Source organism: Clostridium gelidum (assembly GCF_019977655.1).
GTDB classification, from domain to species: Bacteria; Bacillota; Clostridia; order Clostridiales; family Clostridiaceae; genus Clostridium; species Clostridium gelidum.
Genome location: NZ_AP024849.1, coordinates 4,843,163 through 4,858,188 on the forward strand (window position 1 = coordinate 4,843,163; position 15,026 = coordinate 4,858,188).

Sequence of the window (15,026 nt, forward strand, 5' to 3'; positions counted from 1 at the left end):
TGGTCTTATTCTACTCCTCGTCTATAATGACCTTGAGTATATTTTTTATTTTCATTTTTTGTGCCTTTAGTAATTTGATTTAAAATATCACTAACTTCTTCATAGCTCTCATCTTTAAAGTCTACTCTAAAGTTTGTAATATTAAAAGATTTAAGTTCTTCTACTTGTTCAATCAAATTTGTAGCCACTGAATTTAATATATGACTTCTACAATTATTATCACATAGAACACTAAAATTTTCATTCATTCTATCAATTAATTTAAAGTTATCTTTCATACATACACCATTACATTCTTTTTTAGAAGCTTTCCCTCCAAAAGTGCTACCTACAGGACAATATTCACTAACCATAAGCTCAGTATTACCATAAATATTAACTCCAATTTTGCAATTAATATTTTTCATCATTTCCTTTATTTCTTTTCTATTTAATTCTAAGCTTAAACATGGAATATCCACATCTTCTGCATAAAATTCTGCTGCTTCCTTATTGAAAATATTTAATTTATAATCTCCTATTATAAATAATTTATCTTTATAAATTCTTATTATTCCAACGTTAGATGTTATTATTCCTTTTATGAAAGGCATTAATTCTTCTATAGTTTTTACTATATTATTAAATTCACCTTTAATAATATTAGGTATTTTTAAATAGATATTTTTATCATTTGAATTTTGTTCATGGAACTTTTTCAAATCATCTTTATTTAAAGCATTCTTTTGTCTGCTAAAGAATATATCTAGCGCTATATTTTGAACCTTTTTATTTTCACTTAATGCTTTTAATTGATCTTTTGTAATACAGCTATAAATATAACCTAAATCTTCATTAGATTTTACATTCTTTATTTTAAGACTTTCTTGAATTCTTCTTTTTCTATGTGAACTCACTTCTTCTTTCAAAATCTTTTCAAATAATTCTCTTCTCAAATTATTTATGGATGCTATTTTCATAAATCCATCATCAAATGTATCAAAAACTATTTGGTCAAACTTATAAGGAATTTCTCCTGACTTCTTTAAAGAATCTTCAACTCTTTCTCTTGTCATAGGGGCATTAGTTGCAACTTCAACATTTTCGCCATAAACTTTGTATTCTTTACCATTAAACTTAGTTTTAATAACAAGAGGAGCATTAACTTTAAACTCAACTTCTAAGGTTAAAGATATCTTCTTCTTATAAAGTTTTAAATCTTCTTTTAACTCATCATACAACTTTTTATCAGACATTTTATATAATCTATAACCCTTTTTATATCCTCCAACTGGAAATAATTTAACTGTATCCCCTCTAAAAGCTTCTTTAACTTCACTATTATTTTTTAAAATCTTGCTTAAAGTAAATCCGTCATCATGAAATCTTATTCCATCACCTAAAGCTACATTTTCTTCTAAGACAACTTCTCCACTATTTGTAACCTGTCCTATAAACACTCCAGTGTTTTTAGGATAGTTATAGCTCATCATGTCTTTTCCTACATTTTTATGTAAATACGCTTTAGCAAAACCTTCTCTATTAAATAACTGAGCTAATTCATTTTTTCCCTTATGTAAATCAAACTTTCCATTTTTTAATACCTTGTCAATGGATTGTCTGTAATTTCTTGTAACACCCGCTACATATTCTGGCTTTTTCATTCTTCCTTCAATCTTTAAAGATGAAGTTCCACTTTTTATAATTGAATCTATATCCTCAATCAAACATGTGTCCTTAGGACTTAAAAGATATCCCTTTTTTTCTCCTAAAGTTTCACTCTTTAAAGTATATTGCATTCTGCAAGGTTGAGCACATCTTCCTCTATTTCCACTTCTTCCACCAATCATAGAACTCATTAAACATTGTCCAGAATAACATACACATAAAGCACCATGTACAAATATTTCTGTTTCAATTCCTAAATCCTTTGAAATATGTTTGATTTCATCTAATGAAAGTTCTCTAGATAAAACAATTCTTTGAAGACCTTTTTCTTTAAAATATAAGGCTCCCTCTCCATTATGAACTGTTATTTGAGTTGATGCATGAAGTTCAAAGTTTGGATATATATCTCTAATTAAGCTTATTAATCCAACATCCTGAATTATTAGTGCATCTACACCAATTTCATAAAGATAACCAACATATTTTAAAGCTTCTTTTAATTCATTTTGTTTTAAAACAGTATTTATAGTAACATGGACTTTCACATTATAACTATGTGCATAATCCACAGCTTTCATCATAGTTTCATTATCAAAATTTGATGCATACGCTCTAGCTGAAAACTTATTTCCCCCAAGATATATTGCATCTGCTCCATTATTTATAGCTGCAATTAAACTCTCCATGCTACCTGCTGGAGCTAGTAATTCAATTTTATTCATATTTTCCTCCTAAGTTTAAATAACCAAATCTTGTACTTGGTTACTCGAACTTAATCAGCGACGTATATTAGTCGAGCTTCCTTATAAAAAAGATTTTGATATCATGACTTTTATTTTTTCTATTTTAAATTAGCTACTCATATGAGTAGCTAATTTATTATATCATATTAAATCTTAACCAATGTTTGTAAATGAGTCAAGTTTCTATACCTCTTCTATTAATATAATACAAAGTACACATACAGCTTTTAACCTGTTTATCTATACTTTGATTTACTTGTATTAAATAATGTCCCTCTTATTTGATTTTTAATAATCTGAAATATTCTTTAAATTTCGCACATAAAAGCATAACTTCTTATTTCTACCTAGTATTATATTCAATATTTACTATACTCAAGAGTATAGTTAAACAGAGAAATTGGACACATGTTTGTGGAATAGGCCTTGAAAATAGGCTGTTGAAGCTTCTTAATGGCAGGTTGTTCCATTTTTGCTTGTCCTGAGCTTGCCTCAGGAGCATGCAGAAATGGGTGCAACCTGGCATTTAGAAGCTTCCAGCGAAATTTTCTTAGTCCTATGGAACAAATATGTGTCCAATTTCGGCGGGATATCATCATAAGTATGGTTCAAGGATTTATCTTCTTCTAACAATAGGTCCAACTTGCTCTTTTTTAAATTTTGCTACTTCTATTTCTGTATCTATTATCTTAGCTTGTAATTCAAATACCTTATGTTGAAAAGTTCTAGATTCTTGATTAAGTTTATTATTTTCATTAGTTACTTCTTCTTTTTCTTTAACTAATACTGAAATTTTGTCTTCAAATTCTTGATTTATAACTAACAAGTTTTTTTCCTTAGCTTCTATTTGTCTTTTTAAATTTAAGAAAATGCCTTCTTTATCGTCTAATTCCTTTTCTAATCTTGCTACAGCTCTTTCTTTACTTCCTAATTCTTCTTTAGTTCTTCTTAAATCAGATTCTGCTGTTGCTAAAGTTTTACTTAAGCCTTCTATTTCTATATTTTTAAGATTAATTTGTTCTTCACTTTGCTCGTGGGCTTCATTAGCTTCATACTTCACTCTTTCATTGTTACTTCTTGTAATTTCTATTTCCTCTTTTAAAACATCTTTCTCTCTATCACTTTTTTCTATTTCCTTTGATAATTTATCCTTAACATTTTTCATATTATTAATTTCATTATTTAAGATATCTTGATCTGTCTTTAATTTATTAATTTCACTCTCTAAATCTTCTTTCTCTAAACCATAGATTTCTATTTCATTTGATAAGTCTTCATTATTAACTCTCATATTATTGATCTCATTATTTAAGATGTCTCGACCTGTCTTTAATTTATTAATTTCACCCTCTAAATCTTCTTTCTCTAATCTATAGATTTCTATTTCGCTTGATAAGTCTTCATTATTAACTCTCATATTATTGATTTCATTATTTAAGATATCTTGATCTGCCTTTAACTTATTAATTTCATTATCTAAAGCTTCTTTCTCTAAGCTGCATGTTTCTATTTCATTTGATAATTCTTCATTTTTAGCTCTCATATTATTGATTTCATTATTTAAGATATCTTGATCAGCCATTAACTTATTAATTTCGCCTTCTAACACTTCTTTCTCCATGTCACATTCTTCTATTTTTTGTGCTAATTCTTCATTCCTAGTTAGCATATTATTATTCTCATTATTTAAGTTATCTTTATCTGTCTTTAACTTATTAATTTCGCCATTTAAAACTGTTTTCTCTCTATCACATGTTTCAATTTCCTTTGATAATTGATCATTAATATCACTCATATTATTGATTTCATTATTTAAATTCTCTTGATCTGTGTTTAATTTATTAATTTCACCTTCTAGATTTTCTTTTTCCTCAATTAATAAATTAATTTGATTTATGCAGTTCTCATGTTCTTTATTTAAATTACTAATTTTTTCTTTACATTCTGCAATTTCCCTATCTGATTCTTCAAATAAATCATTTAATTGTTTATTAAGGTCAGCCTTTTCCATATTACTTTCATCTATTATCTTAGTTAGCTCACTAATATTTGCTTTTTCAGCCATTAAATTATTATTTAATCCTTCTTCATTTCTAATTAGTTCATTAATTTTGTTATTTAACTCTTCCTTGTTTAATAATAATTCTTCAATTCTATTACTTAATTCTTGTTTTTCCATATTTAATCTAGATTCAATTTCACTATTTATATTTATTTGATTTTCTAAGCTTTCCTTACATTCAGTAAGTTCTTTATTACCCTCAGAATATAATTCATTTAATTTCTCCAAGTTTATCTTACATAAATCATATTCTTTATTAATAGCTTCTTTATTTATAATTTCACATTTCAAACTTGCCTTTACCTTTTCTAATTCTTCATAGACAACTGAATAGTCTGATTCAAATAATACAGTCTTTTCTTTTAATAATAAACTTTTACTATCTAAATCAACTTTAACTTCGTTAAGCTTTTCAATTTGTGTATTTAATTCTAAATTCTTAGCACTTATTTCATTTAATTGTGTACTTATTTTATCCTTTTCTTTATTAATATTAGTTATTTCATTTGTTAAAGTAGTTACTTGTTCATTAGATTCTTGAATATTTTTATTTAATTTATGTTCCTTGTTTTTAGATTCATCTATATTTTTATAAAGAATCTTATTTTTATTCTTTAATTCAATAATTTCTTTATTTAAAGTTTCATTACTATTCTTATTTTTCTTAACTTCATCAGTTATTAATTTTTTTTCATTTTTCAGATTTTCATTTTCTGTTTTAAGTTCCTTGATTTGATTATTCAATGAATTAAATGTTACTTCAACATTTTCATATCTTTTATTTAATTCACCTTCTCTTTTACCAAATGTATCTTTAATATTTAATTTTTCTTTTTGAGCATTTTCTAGTTGTATATTAATTTCGTCTAATTTTTGCTTCAATAAAACATTTTCATCATCAATATTATTCTTCGCTTTAATAGCCTTGTCTAATTCAAAATCACATTCATAAAGTTCATCTGCAATATTTACAGCCGCTAAAACAGTTGCTGCTGTTGTACTAAGATTCTCTTTTTTAGATAGTATTTCTTTAATTCTTGTATCAACATAATTTGCCACACCTAGCAAATATTTTTCATCTTTTTCTCCTGTCAGGTTATAATTCATACCATTTATATTAATTGTTACTTTAATCATAATAATAACACCTCTTAAAATTCTTTATTACCTTCAATTATAGGGTATTTTGAGTAATAAAACAATTATGTAACGTTAAGCATCTAAAAAAAAATCAAAGTCTATTATATTAGATATTTTTGAGAATAACTTACCTAAATATCAATATTCAAATCTTCTTTTTTGAATTATCTGAAAATCTCAATTTTATTTTAGCTATTAAAAATATTTTCGTAGTTTTTAATTTTTGTGCTATACTTATTTTGATTATTTTTTTGTTTAATAATTGTATAAAACTTTTTGCATAGTTAATATTTTATTGTTAACAAAAACATTTATCCATCCTTATTTTAATGTAGATTAAACTTAAAGTGTTTCATTTATAAATGATTAACATTACTTTATTTTGTTAATCATTCTTAATATATAATTAGGCATATTCAAAATATAACAATTCAGTATGCCTTAGAATTGGGCGGTGAGTAAAATAAATATTAAGTCTATTTTAAGCATATTATTATCAAAAATTACTGCATTTCTGTCAAAACACATTTTTAAAGGTGGTAGTAATTTCCCTGGTAAAATAGCATTAAAAATTGATAAATCAATCTTAAAAACAGTAAGCAAAGGATATAAGGTAATTTTAGTAACAGGAACTAATGGTAAAACAACTACAACTAGCATGATTTACAACATATTAAAAGAAAATAAATTTAATGTTATTACTAATAATACTGGTGCTAATTTGTATCCAGGAATTGTAGCTTGTTTTACTCTACATTATTCTTTTTTTAAAAAGAATGTAGATACTTATGCTGTAATAGAAGTTGATGAAGCTAATGTAAAGTTTATTGCAGAACATTTAACTCCAGAAATAATAACTGTAACTAATTTATTTAGGGATCAATTAGACAGATATGGGGAAGTTTATACAACTTTGGTTAAAATCTTAGAGGGCGTAGTTAAGGTACCAGAATCTAAATTAGTTTTAAATGGTGATGAGTCTTTACTTGGAAAATTGGATGTTAAAAATCCAATTGTTTATTACGGTTTTAATATACCAATTAAAGAAAATACTTCTATAGATATAAATGCTGATGCAAAATTTTGTAAGTTTTGCAAATCTCCTTATTCATATAACTTAGTTACTTATAATCATTTAGGAGATTTTTACTGTCCAAAGTGTGGATATAAACGTTCTGGGCTTAATTATGCTGTAAATAAAATCTTTGATTTAACTCCTGAAAATTCTTCTGTATTAATTAATGATACTGAAGTTTTCATAAGTCAATCAGGTGCATATAATATTTATAATGCTTTGTGTGCTTTTGCTATTTCAAAAGAACTTGGCGTAGAAGATTCAGTAATCAAAGCTTCTCTTCAAAATCAAAGTTCAAGCTTTGGTAGACAAGAGCAAATTACTATAGAGGACAAGGATATACAAATTATATTAGTTAAAAACCCTGCTGGATATAATCAAGCATTAGATACCCTTGCTCTTAATCAAAATGAATTTTCAGCACTATTTATGTTAAATGATAATTATGCTGACGGGCGTGATGTTTCTTGGATATGGGATGTAGATTTTGAAAAAATATCAACGTTAAAAATAGAAGATGTTTTTGTATCAGGAGTTAGAATGTATGATATGGCAGTAAGATTAAAAATTGCTGGTTTAAATGTTGATAAATTTATTTTAGAAGAAGATTATGAAGCGTTAACTGAAAAGATTAAAAATTCAGTTTCTAAAAAAATATATATACTTGCAACTTATACTGCAATGATTAATTATAGAAAATATCTTCATTCAAAAGGTTATATCAATAAATTATGGTAAGGAGGCTTAAGTCATGGAATTAACTATTTGTCACTTATATCCCGATTTATTAAATGTATATGGTGATGTGGGTAATGTACTTATTTTAAAGCATAGAGCAGCACTTAGAGGCATTGATGTAAATATAATCAATTGTTCTTTAGGAGACAGTATAGATGAAGAAAATGTGGACATTATTTTCTTTGGTGGTGGCCAAGATTTTGAACAATCCATAGTTTCAAATGATTTAAATGAAATAAAAAAAGAAGCTTTAACGAGTTATATTGAAAATAATAAAGTTCTTCTTGCCATATGTGGCGGATATCAACTACTGGGAAAATACTATACTGCACCAAATGGTGAAAAAATAGAAGGAATTGGAATTTTAGATGTTTATACTGATGGTGGTGATACTAGATTTATTGGAAATACTGAAATATTCAATGAAACCTTCAATGAGACTTATGTAGGCTTTGAAAATCATTCAGGCAGGACTTACATAAATAATCATACGCCCCTTGGAAAATGCATTCATGGATATGGTAATAATGGAGAAGATGGATTTGAAGGATGTATATATAAAAATACTTTTGGCTCATACTTCCACGGTTCTTTTCTTTCAAAAAATCCTGAATTTGCAGATAGGCTTTTAACTTTAGCATTAAAAAATAAATATGGTGACGAAATACAATTAAATTCATTAAATGATGAATTTGAACTAAAAGCAAAAAAATCGATGCTCGAAAGATTGAAATAATTTGAAAATCATATGATAAATTGTTATATATTGTATGAATTTTCCTGTCTTTCATTGATTGTTATGGCATTGCATAAATGTTATACTAATACTGTTTAAATATACTTATGGCATGTACAGAAAAATAAATTATTTTTTCATATGCCTAAATAGAAGTGGAGAGATTTGACTTGAAGAAAAATTTAATATTAAAAGCACTTGCATTAACCCTTTCTCTTTCTTTATTTAGTCCATTAACTACAGCAAGCTATGCAGCAAATTCTACAACTAAAACTGAAACTGCCGCACAAAGCTTACCCGAAATTACTGCTGAATCAGCTTTAGTTATGGATTTAGAAACTGGGGAAATAATATATTGTAAAGATGCTGATAGCAAAAGATATCCAGCTAGTACAACTAAGCTTTTAACAGGTTTATTATTAGCTCAAAACAAAAATAGAACTGATCAGCTTGAATATACTAAATCAGCAAAGGCACAACCTGAGTATTCTTTAAATATCAATTATATGCATAACTCTATGAAAGTTGGAGATAAAATATTAGCTGATGATATAATGAAAGGATTATTATTATTTTCAGGTAATGATACTGCATATGTAATTGCAGACAATGTTTCAGGTGATTCTAAATCATTTGCTGAATTAATGAATAAAAAAGCAAAAGAACTTGGTGCAAATAACAGTAATTTTATTACTGCTAATGGATTACATGATGAAAATCATTATACTACTGCATATGATCTTTCATTAATTACAAAAGCTGCTTTTGCAGATCCTTGGGTAAAAGAAACTATGGAACTTCCAAAAGCTCCTATAAACATAAATAATTCTAAAATAATTCTAGAAAATAGGAATTTAACTCTTGGTAAAAATGGTAATATTGCAGGAAAAACTGGAACAACTAATGAGGCTGGCGGATGTTTAGCTACTGTATATGAGAGATCTGGCAGACAATTAATAGGTATTGTTCTTAAAGATAAACAAATTAACCTTTTAGATATGACTAAATTCAATGATATGGATTCTATTATGAATTATGGTTATGCTGCCACTAAAGAAACTTATAAGACAAATGGAGAAAATATTGGAACTGCTGAAGTACAATATAAACCTTTTATTGTTTTTGGACCTACAAAAACTATTACAGTACCACTTAAATTAGCTCAAGATGTATCTTACTATAAAAATACAATTAATGATGCTGAATCTCAAATCACTTATAAGGTCACAGATTCTAACGCATGGAATTTACTTTCTAATAAAGAGACTACGTTAACTTATAGTACAAGAAATTATACTGAGACAGTTAAAGGGACCGTAGATGTTTCACTTGGTGCAATAGTTAATGATAATTTAATTACATATATAGCTACTATAGTAGCTATCATTATTGTGATTACTTTAATTGCTCTGATTAAAAATATGGCATCTAATTCAAAACGTAAAAAGAACCGTTATACTAATGGTTCTAGGAAAAGAAGAAGATAGTACTCACTTACTTATTTTAAAAATTGATTTAATCATCTTCTAATAACTAGGATGATATGCTTCCTAGTTATTTTGAAGATGCTTTTTCTTTAAAGGAGTAATTTAAAATGGATAAAATTGATTTTAAAGGAAGTGTAATTCTAAACCCAGTACCTGTGGTTTTAATTACTTCCAAAAATAATGCTGGCAAAACCAATGTTTTTACAGTTGGATGGACCGGTACTATAAATACAAAACCGCCTATGCTCTATATATCCATAAGACCAGAAAGATTATCTTATGAATATATAAAAGAATCTATGGAATTTGTTGTAAACTTGCCAAGTTCTGATTTAGTAAAAAAAGTGGATTATTGTGGTGTTAGATCTGGCAAAAAAAATGATAAAATAACTGAAATGGGCTTTACTTTAAAAGAAGCACATAATGTATCAACTCCATATATAGATGAATGTCCTGTAAATATAGAATGTAAAGTTAAAAATATAATCCCACTTGGAACTCATGATATGTTTATAGCTGAAGTGGTTGCTTCTCATGTTAATGAAGACTTATTAGATGAAAAAGGTAAAATTCATTTTGAAAATGCAAATATGATGTCTTACTGTCATGGCGAATATTTTCCATTATCTAAAAATCCTATTGGTTCCTTTGGCTTTTCAGTTATGAAAAAGAAAACTAAAAAACGTAGACGACTTAATGTAGACTCAAAAAAATAACTGTAGATACCCATACTTATGTTTATAACTCGCCGAAATTGAATACATGTTTATTCCAGCGGACTAAGAAAATTTCGCTGGAAGCTACTAAATGGCAGGTTGCATCCATTTCAGTTTGCTCCCAATATAAAATTGGGACAAACTAAAATGGAACAACCTGCCATTAAGTGGCTTCAACAGCTTATTTTCTAATGCCTCTTTCACAAACATGTATCCAATTTCTCTGTTTAGTAATACACCTAAGTATAGTAAATATTGAATATACCAACTATAAATAACAACCTCTAATTTTGGTATCTATATTCAAATCATTCAAATTTAAAAAAACTGTTTATATTATAAAGTATTTTTCTAAGGCTTCCATCATTTTGGTTTTAAAAACTTCAAATTTATTTACATAACTTACTTCGTGATTCATTAGGTCATAAGTAACTACAGAAATATAAACCTGATCATTGCTATATGAAAGTAAATACCCTATTTCTTTGTTATATTCTAAATCAATTTCTTTATAATTAATAGACATAATTTCGTATAAATTATTTTCTTTTTTTTCTAAAATCATCTTACTTTGTTTATTATCTAATTTTGTATCACTTTCTTTTTTCTTAGTATTATTCTGATACTTTTCATCATTTAAGGTTATACATATATTACTTTCATTATATTTTCCAAAAGGAAAATATAAATATTTCTTTCCTTTAATAAAAGAGATCATGAAATCTTTTAACTCCGATTTTGATCCCTTATACTTTTTGCCATTTTTATCAATTGAAAACATTAGGCTTGTATACTTTTCATCCCATAAAAAATATTTCTTTTGCCATTCTTCAAGAAATAGTAATAAATTTAAAAAATCAAGTTCACTATATTTCTTCTTTATTAAGAAATTGTTTCTAATTTCATACTCTAATTGTTCCTCTATAAGCTTATCATTTCTACTTATAATACTAGCTTGTCCATGTTTACTTAAAAACTTACTAAACTCAGTTCCAAAGCTAGTAGTTAAAATAACTTTCAGAATTATTTTATTATATTTCAACAATTTTTGCTTTGTATCTTTTGCATTTATCTCTAGATTTTTAGAACAATTATCTAAATATTCTTTAACTAAGGTTGAGTCTTTTTGTATATACCCTTCTTTTCTTAATCGTACTTGGTTTAAATCCCTTTTTATGTATTCCTCCATAATATGAGATTGCTTGTCCATATTTTTAAACTTTATTGATGTAATTATAGGAATAGTCTTTAATAGCCTTTCTTCTAAAGCTTCCTCTATATTTATAATATAGTCGCTTGGAAATTTCAAATTACATTTCCTATCAAGTTTTTCTTTGAACTTATTAATACTATTTATTTCTTCTATAATATTAATTTCGTGTTTCAATACGGTCTTTTCTTCAATTTCTGTAATAATTAATAATTTGCTTCTTTCAAAAGCATACCCTAATCCGTATGTTATAAGTAGTTCATCGTCACAACCCATATTGCTGTCTCCCGCATTTATTATATTTAACATCCTCATTTGTTTATTATTTCACTATTTTTTTATAATTAGTTTGTCTACATAATTATAATTTGTAATCATGATTATAATCAACAAGTAAATAATGCTAAAGTCCCTTTCTAGTGCCATTATGCACAAATTTCTTACATAAATATGGTGTTGAATTTTTATTCATTTAAACTTTTAAACCCTTCACCTAAAACTTCGCTTGTTTCACTAACTGTAATAAATGCATTGGAATCATTATTTTTAATGAACTTTTTTAATTTTATAAATTGACTTCTACTTAATATGGTTAAAATCATGCAGTTATGTTTTCCAGTATACCCACCCTTTCCATAAAACACAGTACAACCTTTATTTATAGTCTTAATTATATAATCAGAAACAAGTTTTTCTTGTTCAGTAAATACCATAACTTGTTTTGATAAATAAAAACCATCTATAAATTTATCAATTAAAGTACCCGTTAAATATATGCTTAATAGCCCAAATAGTGCTAACTCTGTACCAAATGTATACATTGCAATTAATATTACAATTGAATCAGATATTAAAAGTCCTTTCCCAAAATCTATATTCCCATATTTGCTTAATATTTTTGCTGTAATGCTAGTTCCTCCTGTTGTAGCATCTTGAGTAAGCATAATTGCTGTTCCCAAGGCTAAAAGTACGCTTCCAAATATTGACGCAAGCATTAAATTATTCGTAAAAGCTATTGGTTTATATATTTTTTCCGTAACTGATAAAGCAACTGATAATCCAAATGCTGCATACATGCTTTTAATTCCGAAATTCCCACCAATAAACACAAATGCTAATACAAATAATATCCCATTACATATTATCATTACTATTCCTGTATCAATTTTAAATATATTATTCATTGCAAGTGCTAATCCCGATACTCCACCTGAAGCTATTTTATTAGGAAAGAAGAAAAACTCTAATGATATAAGTACTAATATTACTCCTATTGTTATAATTCCATATTCTTTTAATATTTTCATGTTATCCTCCATGTTTTTCATTTCAATATTATTTTATCTATAAGTTATATTATGCTACATCTCGTACCTATTTATATAAAAAATAAAGAATTATTTCAAAATTATTTTTACTCCTTTTGAAATAATCCATTTGTGAACTGTTAATTATTTTATCATGTGATATACAAATATTGATGCATTATATACAAGCGGTGCAATTATCACTGTCATTATTCCCGCAATCCCTATTGAAAGGCTACTCATAGCCCCTTCTATTTCTCCTAGTTGAAGCGCTTTACTAGTTCCAACAGCATGAGAAGCAGTTCCTATAGATACTCCAATTGCCACTTTATCTTTTATCTTAAATACGTTACATATAGTTGGTCCAAATACAGCACCTGTTATACCTGTAACAATAATGGCAAGTACTGTTATTGGAACTAATCCACCTAGCTGACTGCTGACTGCTATTCCTATAGGTGTTGTTACTGATTTAGGAACCAATGATTTAATTATATTTTCATCTAACCCTACCAAATGCGATATTCCAATTATGCAAACTATTCCTATAATACTGCCTAAAAATATTCCAGTTAAAATAGCTTTAGCGTGTCTTTTAAGTAAATCTAATTGCTTATATAAAGGTACTGCAAGTACTACAGTTGCAGGTCCAAGAAACATATTTATAACTTGCCCCCCCTTATTATATGTATCAAAATTAATATTAAATGCAAATAAAAAACATATTACAATTGCCATTGCTATAAGTAATGGATTTAAAATTGGTATTCTTGTACTTCTGTTAATAAATATACCTATTTCAAAAGCTGCTAATGAAAGCACTACTCCAAATAAAATATTATTCGTTACTATCTCCAAATAATTCACCTTCATTTCTTTCAATTTTTATCTTTTGTTTTTCTTAAAATTGTTTGAACAATAATTCCAGTCACTCCTATCATTATTATTGTTGTGGATATACATACTATTAATATTTGCCACCATGTTGACTTTATTATTCCAATTGAGGTCATAAGTCCTACTCCTGCAGGAATAAAAAAGAAAGATAAATGATCTAATAAAAAACTTGTCACATTAGAAATGTTATCTACTTTAACTGTCTTAGTGCATAATAAAATAAATAGTATCAACATCCCTAATATATTCCCTGGTATTGGCAAATGTAGTACTGATGATAATAATTCCCCTAAGAGATAAATTCCAAATATAATTAGTGCTTCTCTAAATAATTTCAACTTCTCTAGCCCCCTATTACTTAAACATATTCAAAACAATAACTATTCTACGCTATTAGCTATTATTTTTTAGATATCCTTTATAATTTAATTTACCACTGTTATATGAATAAGTAAAACTGTGTTTCCCTTTAAGTAAAGGTTACCTTTTTAATAAATACCATTCTATTTCTATATTTTAAGTATTCTATCTTAATTGAACTTTTAATATTCAATAACTTAATTTAGACTCATTAAAACCAATATATGTATAACATGTGAAATACTTCTCAAATTATGTTATAATCAATGTTATATAAAAGTATAGATTATTTATATACTGTGGATATATATCAATTCTAATTAACATTAATATTTAAGGAAAAAGGGGTTGAAAAGATGATACTACTAGGAAACGTACTTATTCTTTTAGCACTTATAATGGCTCTATTTTTAGCTGTTATTGCAATAATACGAGGATATAAAGGTATGAAGATGAGCAAACGTTTTGATACATCTGATAATAAAATAAAAGTTGGTTATTGGTTGCTTTCGGCTGTACATATGTGGGTGGGCATTTTAATAACTTCGTGTTATTTGATTGCAGGAGTATTGATTTTGAATAAATTATAAGGGATGTGATCTTATGGGCTTTTTAATTTTTCTACCATTTATTGCAGCTATAATTGGAATTATTATTGCTCTTATTTGTTTTATAGGGACATGTTTGATAATTATAGGTGGCACAGGCATAGCAATGAATAAAATATACTTGAAACAGATGAAAACAGAAAATAGTGTATTAAAACCTATATTTAATACAAGCTCAATAATTTTAGGAATTATATTTATATTATTCCCTTTAGGATGTGCTTTATCTGGGATTATTCTTTCATTATCATGAAAATAATTATATAAGTATCGTTTATAGTATACGCATAATCTATAGTA

The 15,026-nt window shown here is 26.7% G+C and carries 12 protein-coding genes; 6 read left to right on the top strand and 6 right to left on the bottom strand.

Annotated elements, in window-relative coordinates; genetic code table 11:
* Positions 1-5: 5 nt before the first annotated feature.
* Together psyc5s11_RS22270 and zapA are read right to left on the bottom strand one after the other, a co-directional pair.
* Positions 6-2,369: a DUF3656 domain-containing U32 family peptidase gene (locus psyc5s11_RS22270; RefSeq protein WP_224034655.1), complete on the bottom strand. Its 2,364-nt coding sequence runs from the start codon at positions 2,367-2,369 to the stop codon at positions 6-8.
* A gap of 637 nt (positions 2,370-3,006) precedes the next feature.
* Positions 3,007-5,589, bottom strand: a complete 2,583-nt coding sequence (zapA, locus tag psyc5s11_RS22275) for a cell division protein ZapA (protein WP_224034656.1) — start codon at positions 5,587-5,589, stop codon at positions 3,007-3,009.
* A 457-nt stretch (positions 5,590-6,046) separates the two neighbouring features.
* Between zapA and psyc5s11_RS22280 the strand changes: the two genes are divergently transcribed.
* The 4 genes from psyc5s11_RS22280 (at position 6,047) to psyc5s11_RS22295 (ending at position 10,344) form a co-directional block, all read left to right on the top strand.
* On the top strand, positions 6,047-7,405 hold the full coding sequence (locus tag psyc5s11_RS22280) for a Mur ligase family protein (protein WP_224034657.1): 1,359 nt from the start codon (positions 6,047-6,049) through the stop codon (positions 7,403-7,405).
* 13 nt (positions 7,406-7,418) lie between these two features.
* Entirely contained in the window at positions 7,419-8,141 is a 723-nt protein-coding gene (locus psyc5s11_RS22285) for a type 1 glutamine amidotransferase (RefSeq protein ID WP_224034658.1), read from the top strand.
* Between the two features lie 170 nt (positions 8,142-8,311).
* On the top strand, positions 8,312-9,628 hold the full coding sequence (locus tag psyc5s11_RS22290) for a D-alanyl-D-alanine carboxypeptidase family protein (protein WP_224034659.1): 1,317 nt from the start codon (positions 8,312-8,314) through the stop codon (positions 9,626-9,628).
* A 107-nt stretch (positions 9,629-9,735) separates the two neighbouring features.
* A complete protein-coding gene (locus psyc5s11_RS22295; RefSeq protein WP_224034660.1) occupies positions 9,736-10,344 on the top strand; it encodes a flavin reductase family protein in 609 nt (202 codons plus the stop codon).
* A 331-nt stretch (positions 10,345-10,675) separates the two neighbouring features.
* Here the strand turns inward: psyc5s11_RS22295 and psyc5s11_RS22300 are convergent, their stop codons facing one another.
* The 4 genes from psyc5s11_RS22300 to psyc5s11_RS22315 all read right to left on the bottom strand — a co-directional run bounded on the left by psyc5s11_RS22300 (position 10,676) and on the right by psyc5s11_RS22315 (position 14,096).
* Complete coding sequence (locus psyc5s11_RS22300) at positions 10,676-11,830, bottom strand: hypothetical protein (RefSeq protein ID WP_224034661.1); 1,155 nt, start codon at positions 11,828-11,830, stop codon at positions 10,676-10,678.
* Between the two features lie 188 nt (positions 11,831-12,018).
* Positions 12,019-12,861, bottom strand: coding sequence for a YitT family protein (locus psyc5s11_RS22305; RefSeq protein ID WP_224034662.1), 843 nt, complete (start codon positions 12,859-12,861; stop codon positions 12,019-12,021).
* 144 nt (positions 12,862-13,005) lie between these two features.
* A complete protein-coding gene (locus psyc5s11_RS22310) occupies positions 13,006-13,719 on the bottom strand; it encodes an LrgB family protein (RefSeq protein ID WP_224034663.1) in 714 nt (237 codons plus the stop codon).
* Positions 13,720-13,739: 20 nt separating this feature from the next.
* A complete protein-coding gene (locus psyc5s11_RS22315; RefSeq protein ID WP_224034664.1) occupies positions 13,740-14,096 on the bottom strand; it encodes a CidA/LrgA family protein in 357 nt (118 codons plus the stop codon).
* Positions 14,097-14,474: 378 nt separating this feature from the next.
* Here psyc5s11_RS22315 and psyc5s11_RS22320 point away from each other — a divergent pair, with 378 nt between their 5' ends.
* The gene (locus tag psyc5s11_RS22320; protein ID WP_224034665.1) at positions 14,475-14,708 is read left to right on the top strand and encodes a hypothetical protein; all 234 of its coding nucleotides are present in this window, start codon (positions 14,475-14,477) and stop codon (positions 14,706-14,708) included.
* A 13-nt stretch (positions 14,709-14,721) separates the two neighbouring features.
* Entirely contained in the window at positions 14,722-14,979 is a 258-nt protein-coding gene (locus psyc5s11_RS22325; protein WP_224034666.1) for a hypothetical protein, read from the top strand.
* Positions 14,980-15,026: the final 47 nt, after the last annotated feature.

Excerpts from the sequence above, each read along its gene's own strand:
- psyc5s11_RS22285 (WP_224034658.1), top strand. The coding sequence starts at position 7,419 with ATGGAATTAACTATTTGTCACTTATATCCCGATTTATTAAATGTATAT.
- psyc5s11_RS22300 (WP_224034661.1), bottom strand. The coding sequence starts at position 11,830 with ATGGGTTGTGACGATGAACTACTTATAACATACGGATTAGGGTATGCT.
- psyc5s11_RS22305 (WP_224034662.1), bottom strand. The coding sequence starts at position 12,861 with ATGAAAATATTAAAAGAATATGGAATTATAACAATAGGAGTAATATTA.
- zapA (WP_224034656.1), bottom strand. The coding sequence starts at position 5,589 with ATGATTAAAGTAACAATTAATATAAATGGTATGAATTATAACCTGACA.
- psyc5s11_RS22325 (WP_224034666.1), top strand. The coding sequence starts at position 14,722 with ATGGGCTTTTTAATTTTTCTACCATTTATTGCAGCTATAATTGGAATT.
- psyc5s11_RS22270 (WP_224034655.1), bottom strand. The coding sequence starts at position 2,369 with ATGAATAAAATTGAATTACTAGCTCCAGCAGGTAGCATGGAGAGTTTA.
- psyc5s11_RS22295 (WP_224034660.1), top strand. The coding sequence starts at position 9,736 with ATGGATAAAATTGATTTTAAAGGAAGTGTAATTCTAAACCCAGTACCT.
- psyc5s11_RS22320 (WP_224034665.1), top strand. The coding sequence starts at position 14,475 with ATGATACTACTAGGAAACGTACTTATTCTTTTAGCACTTATAATGGCT.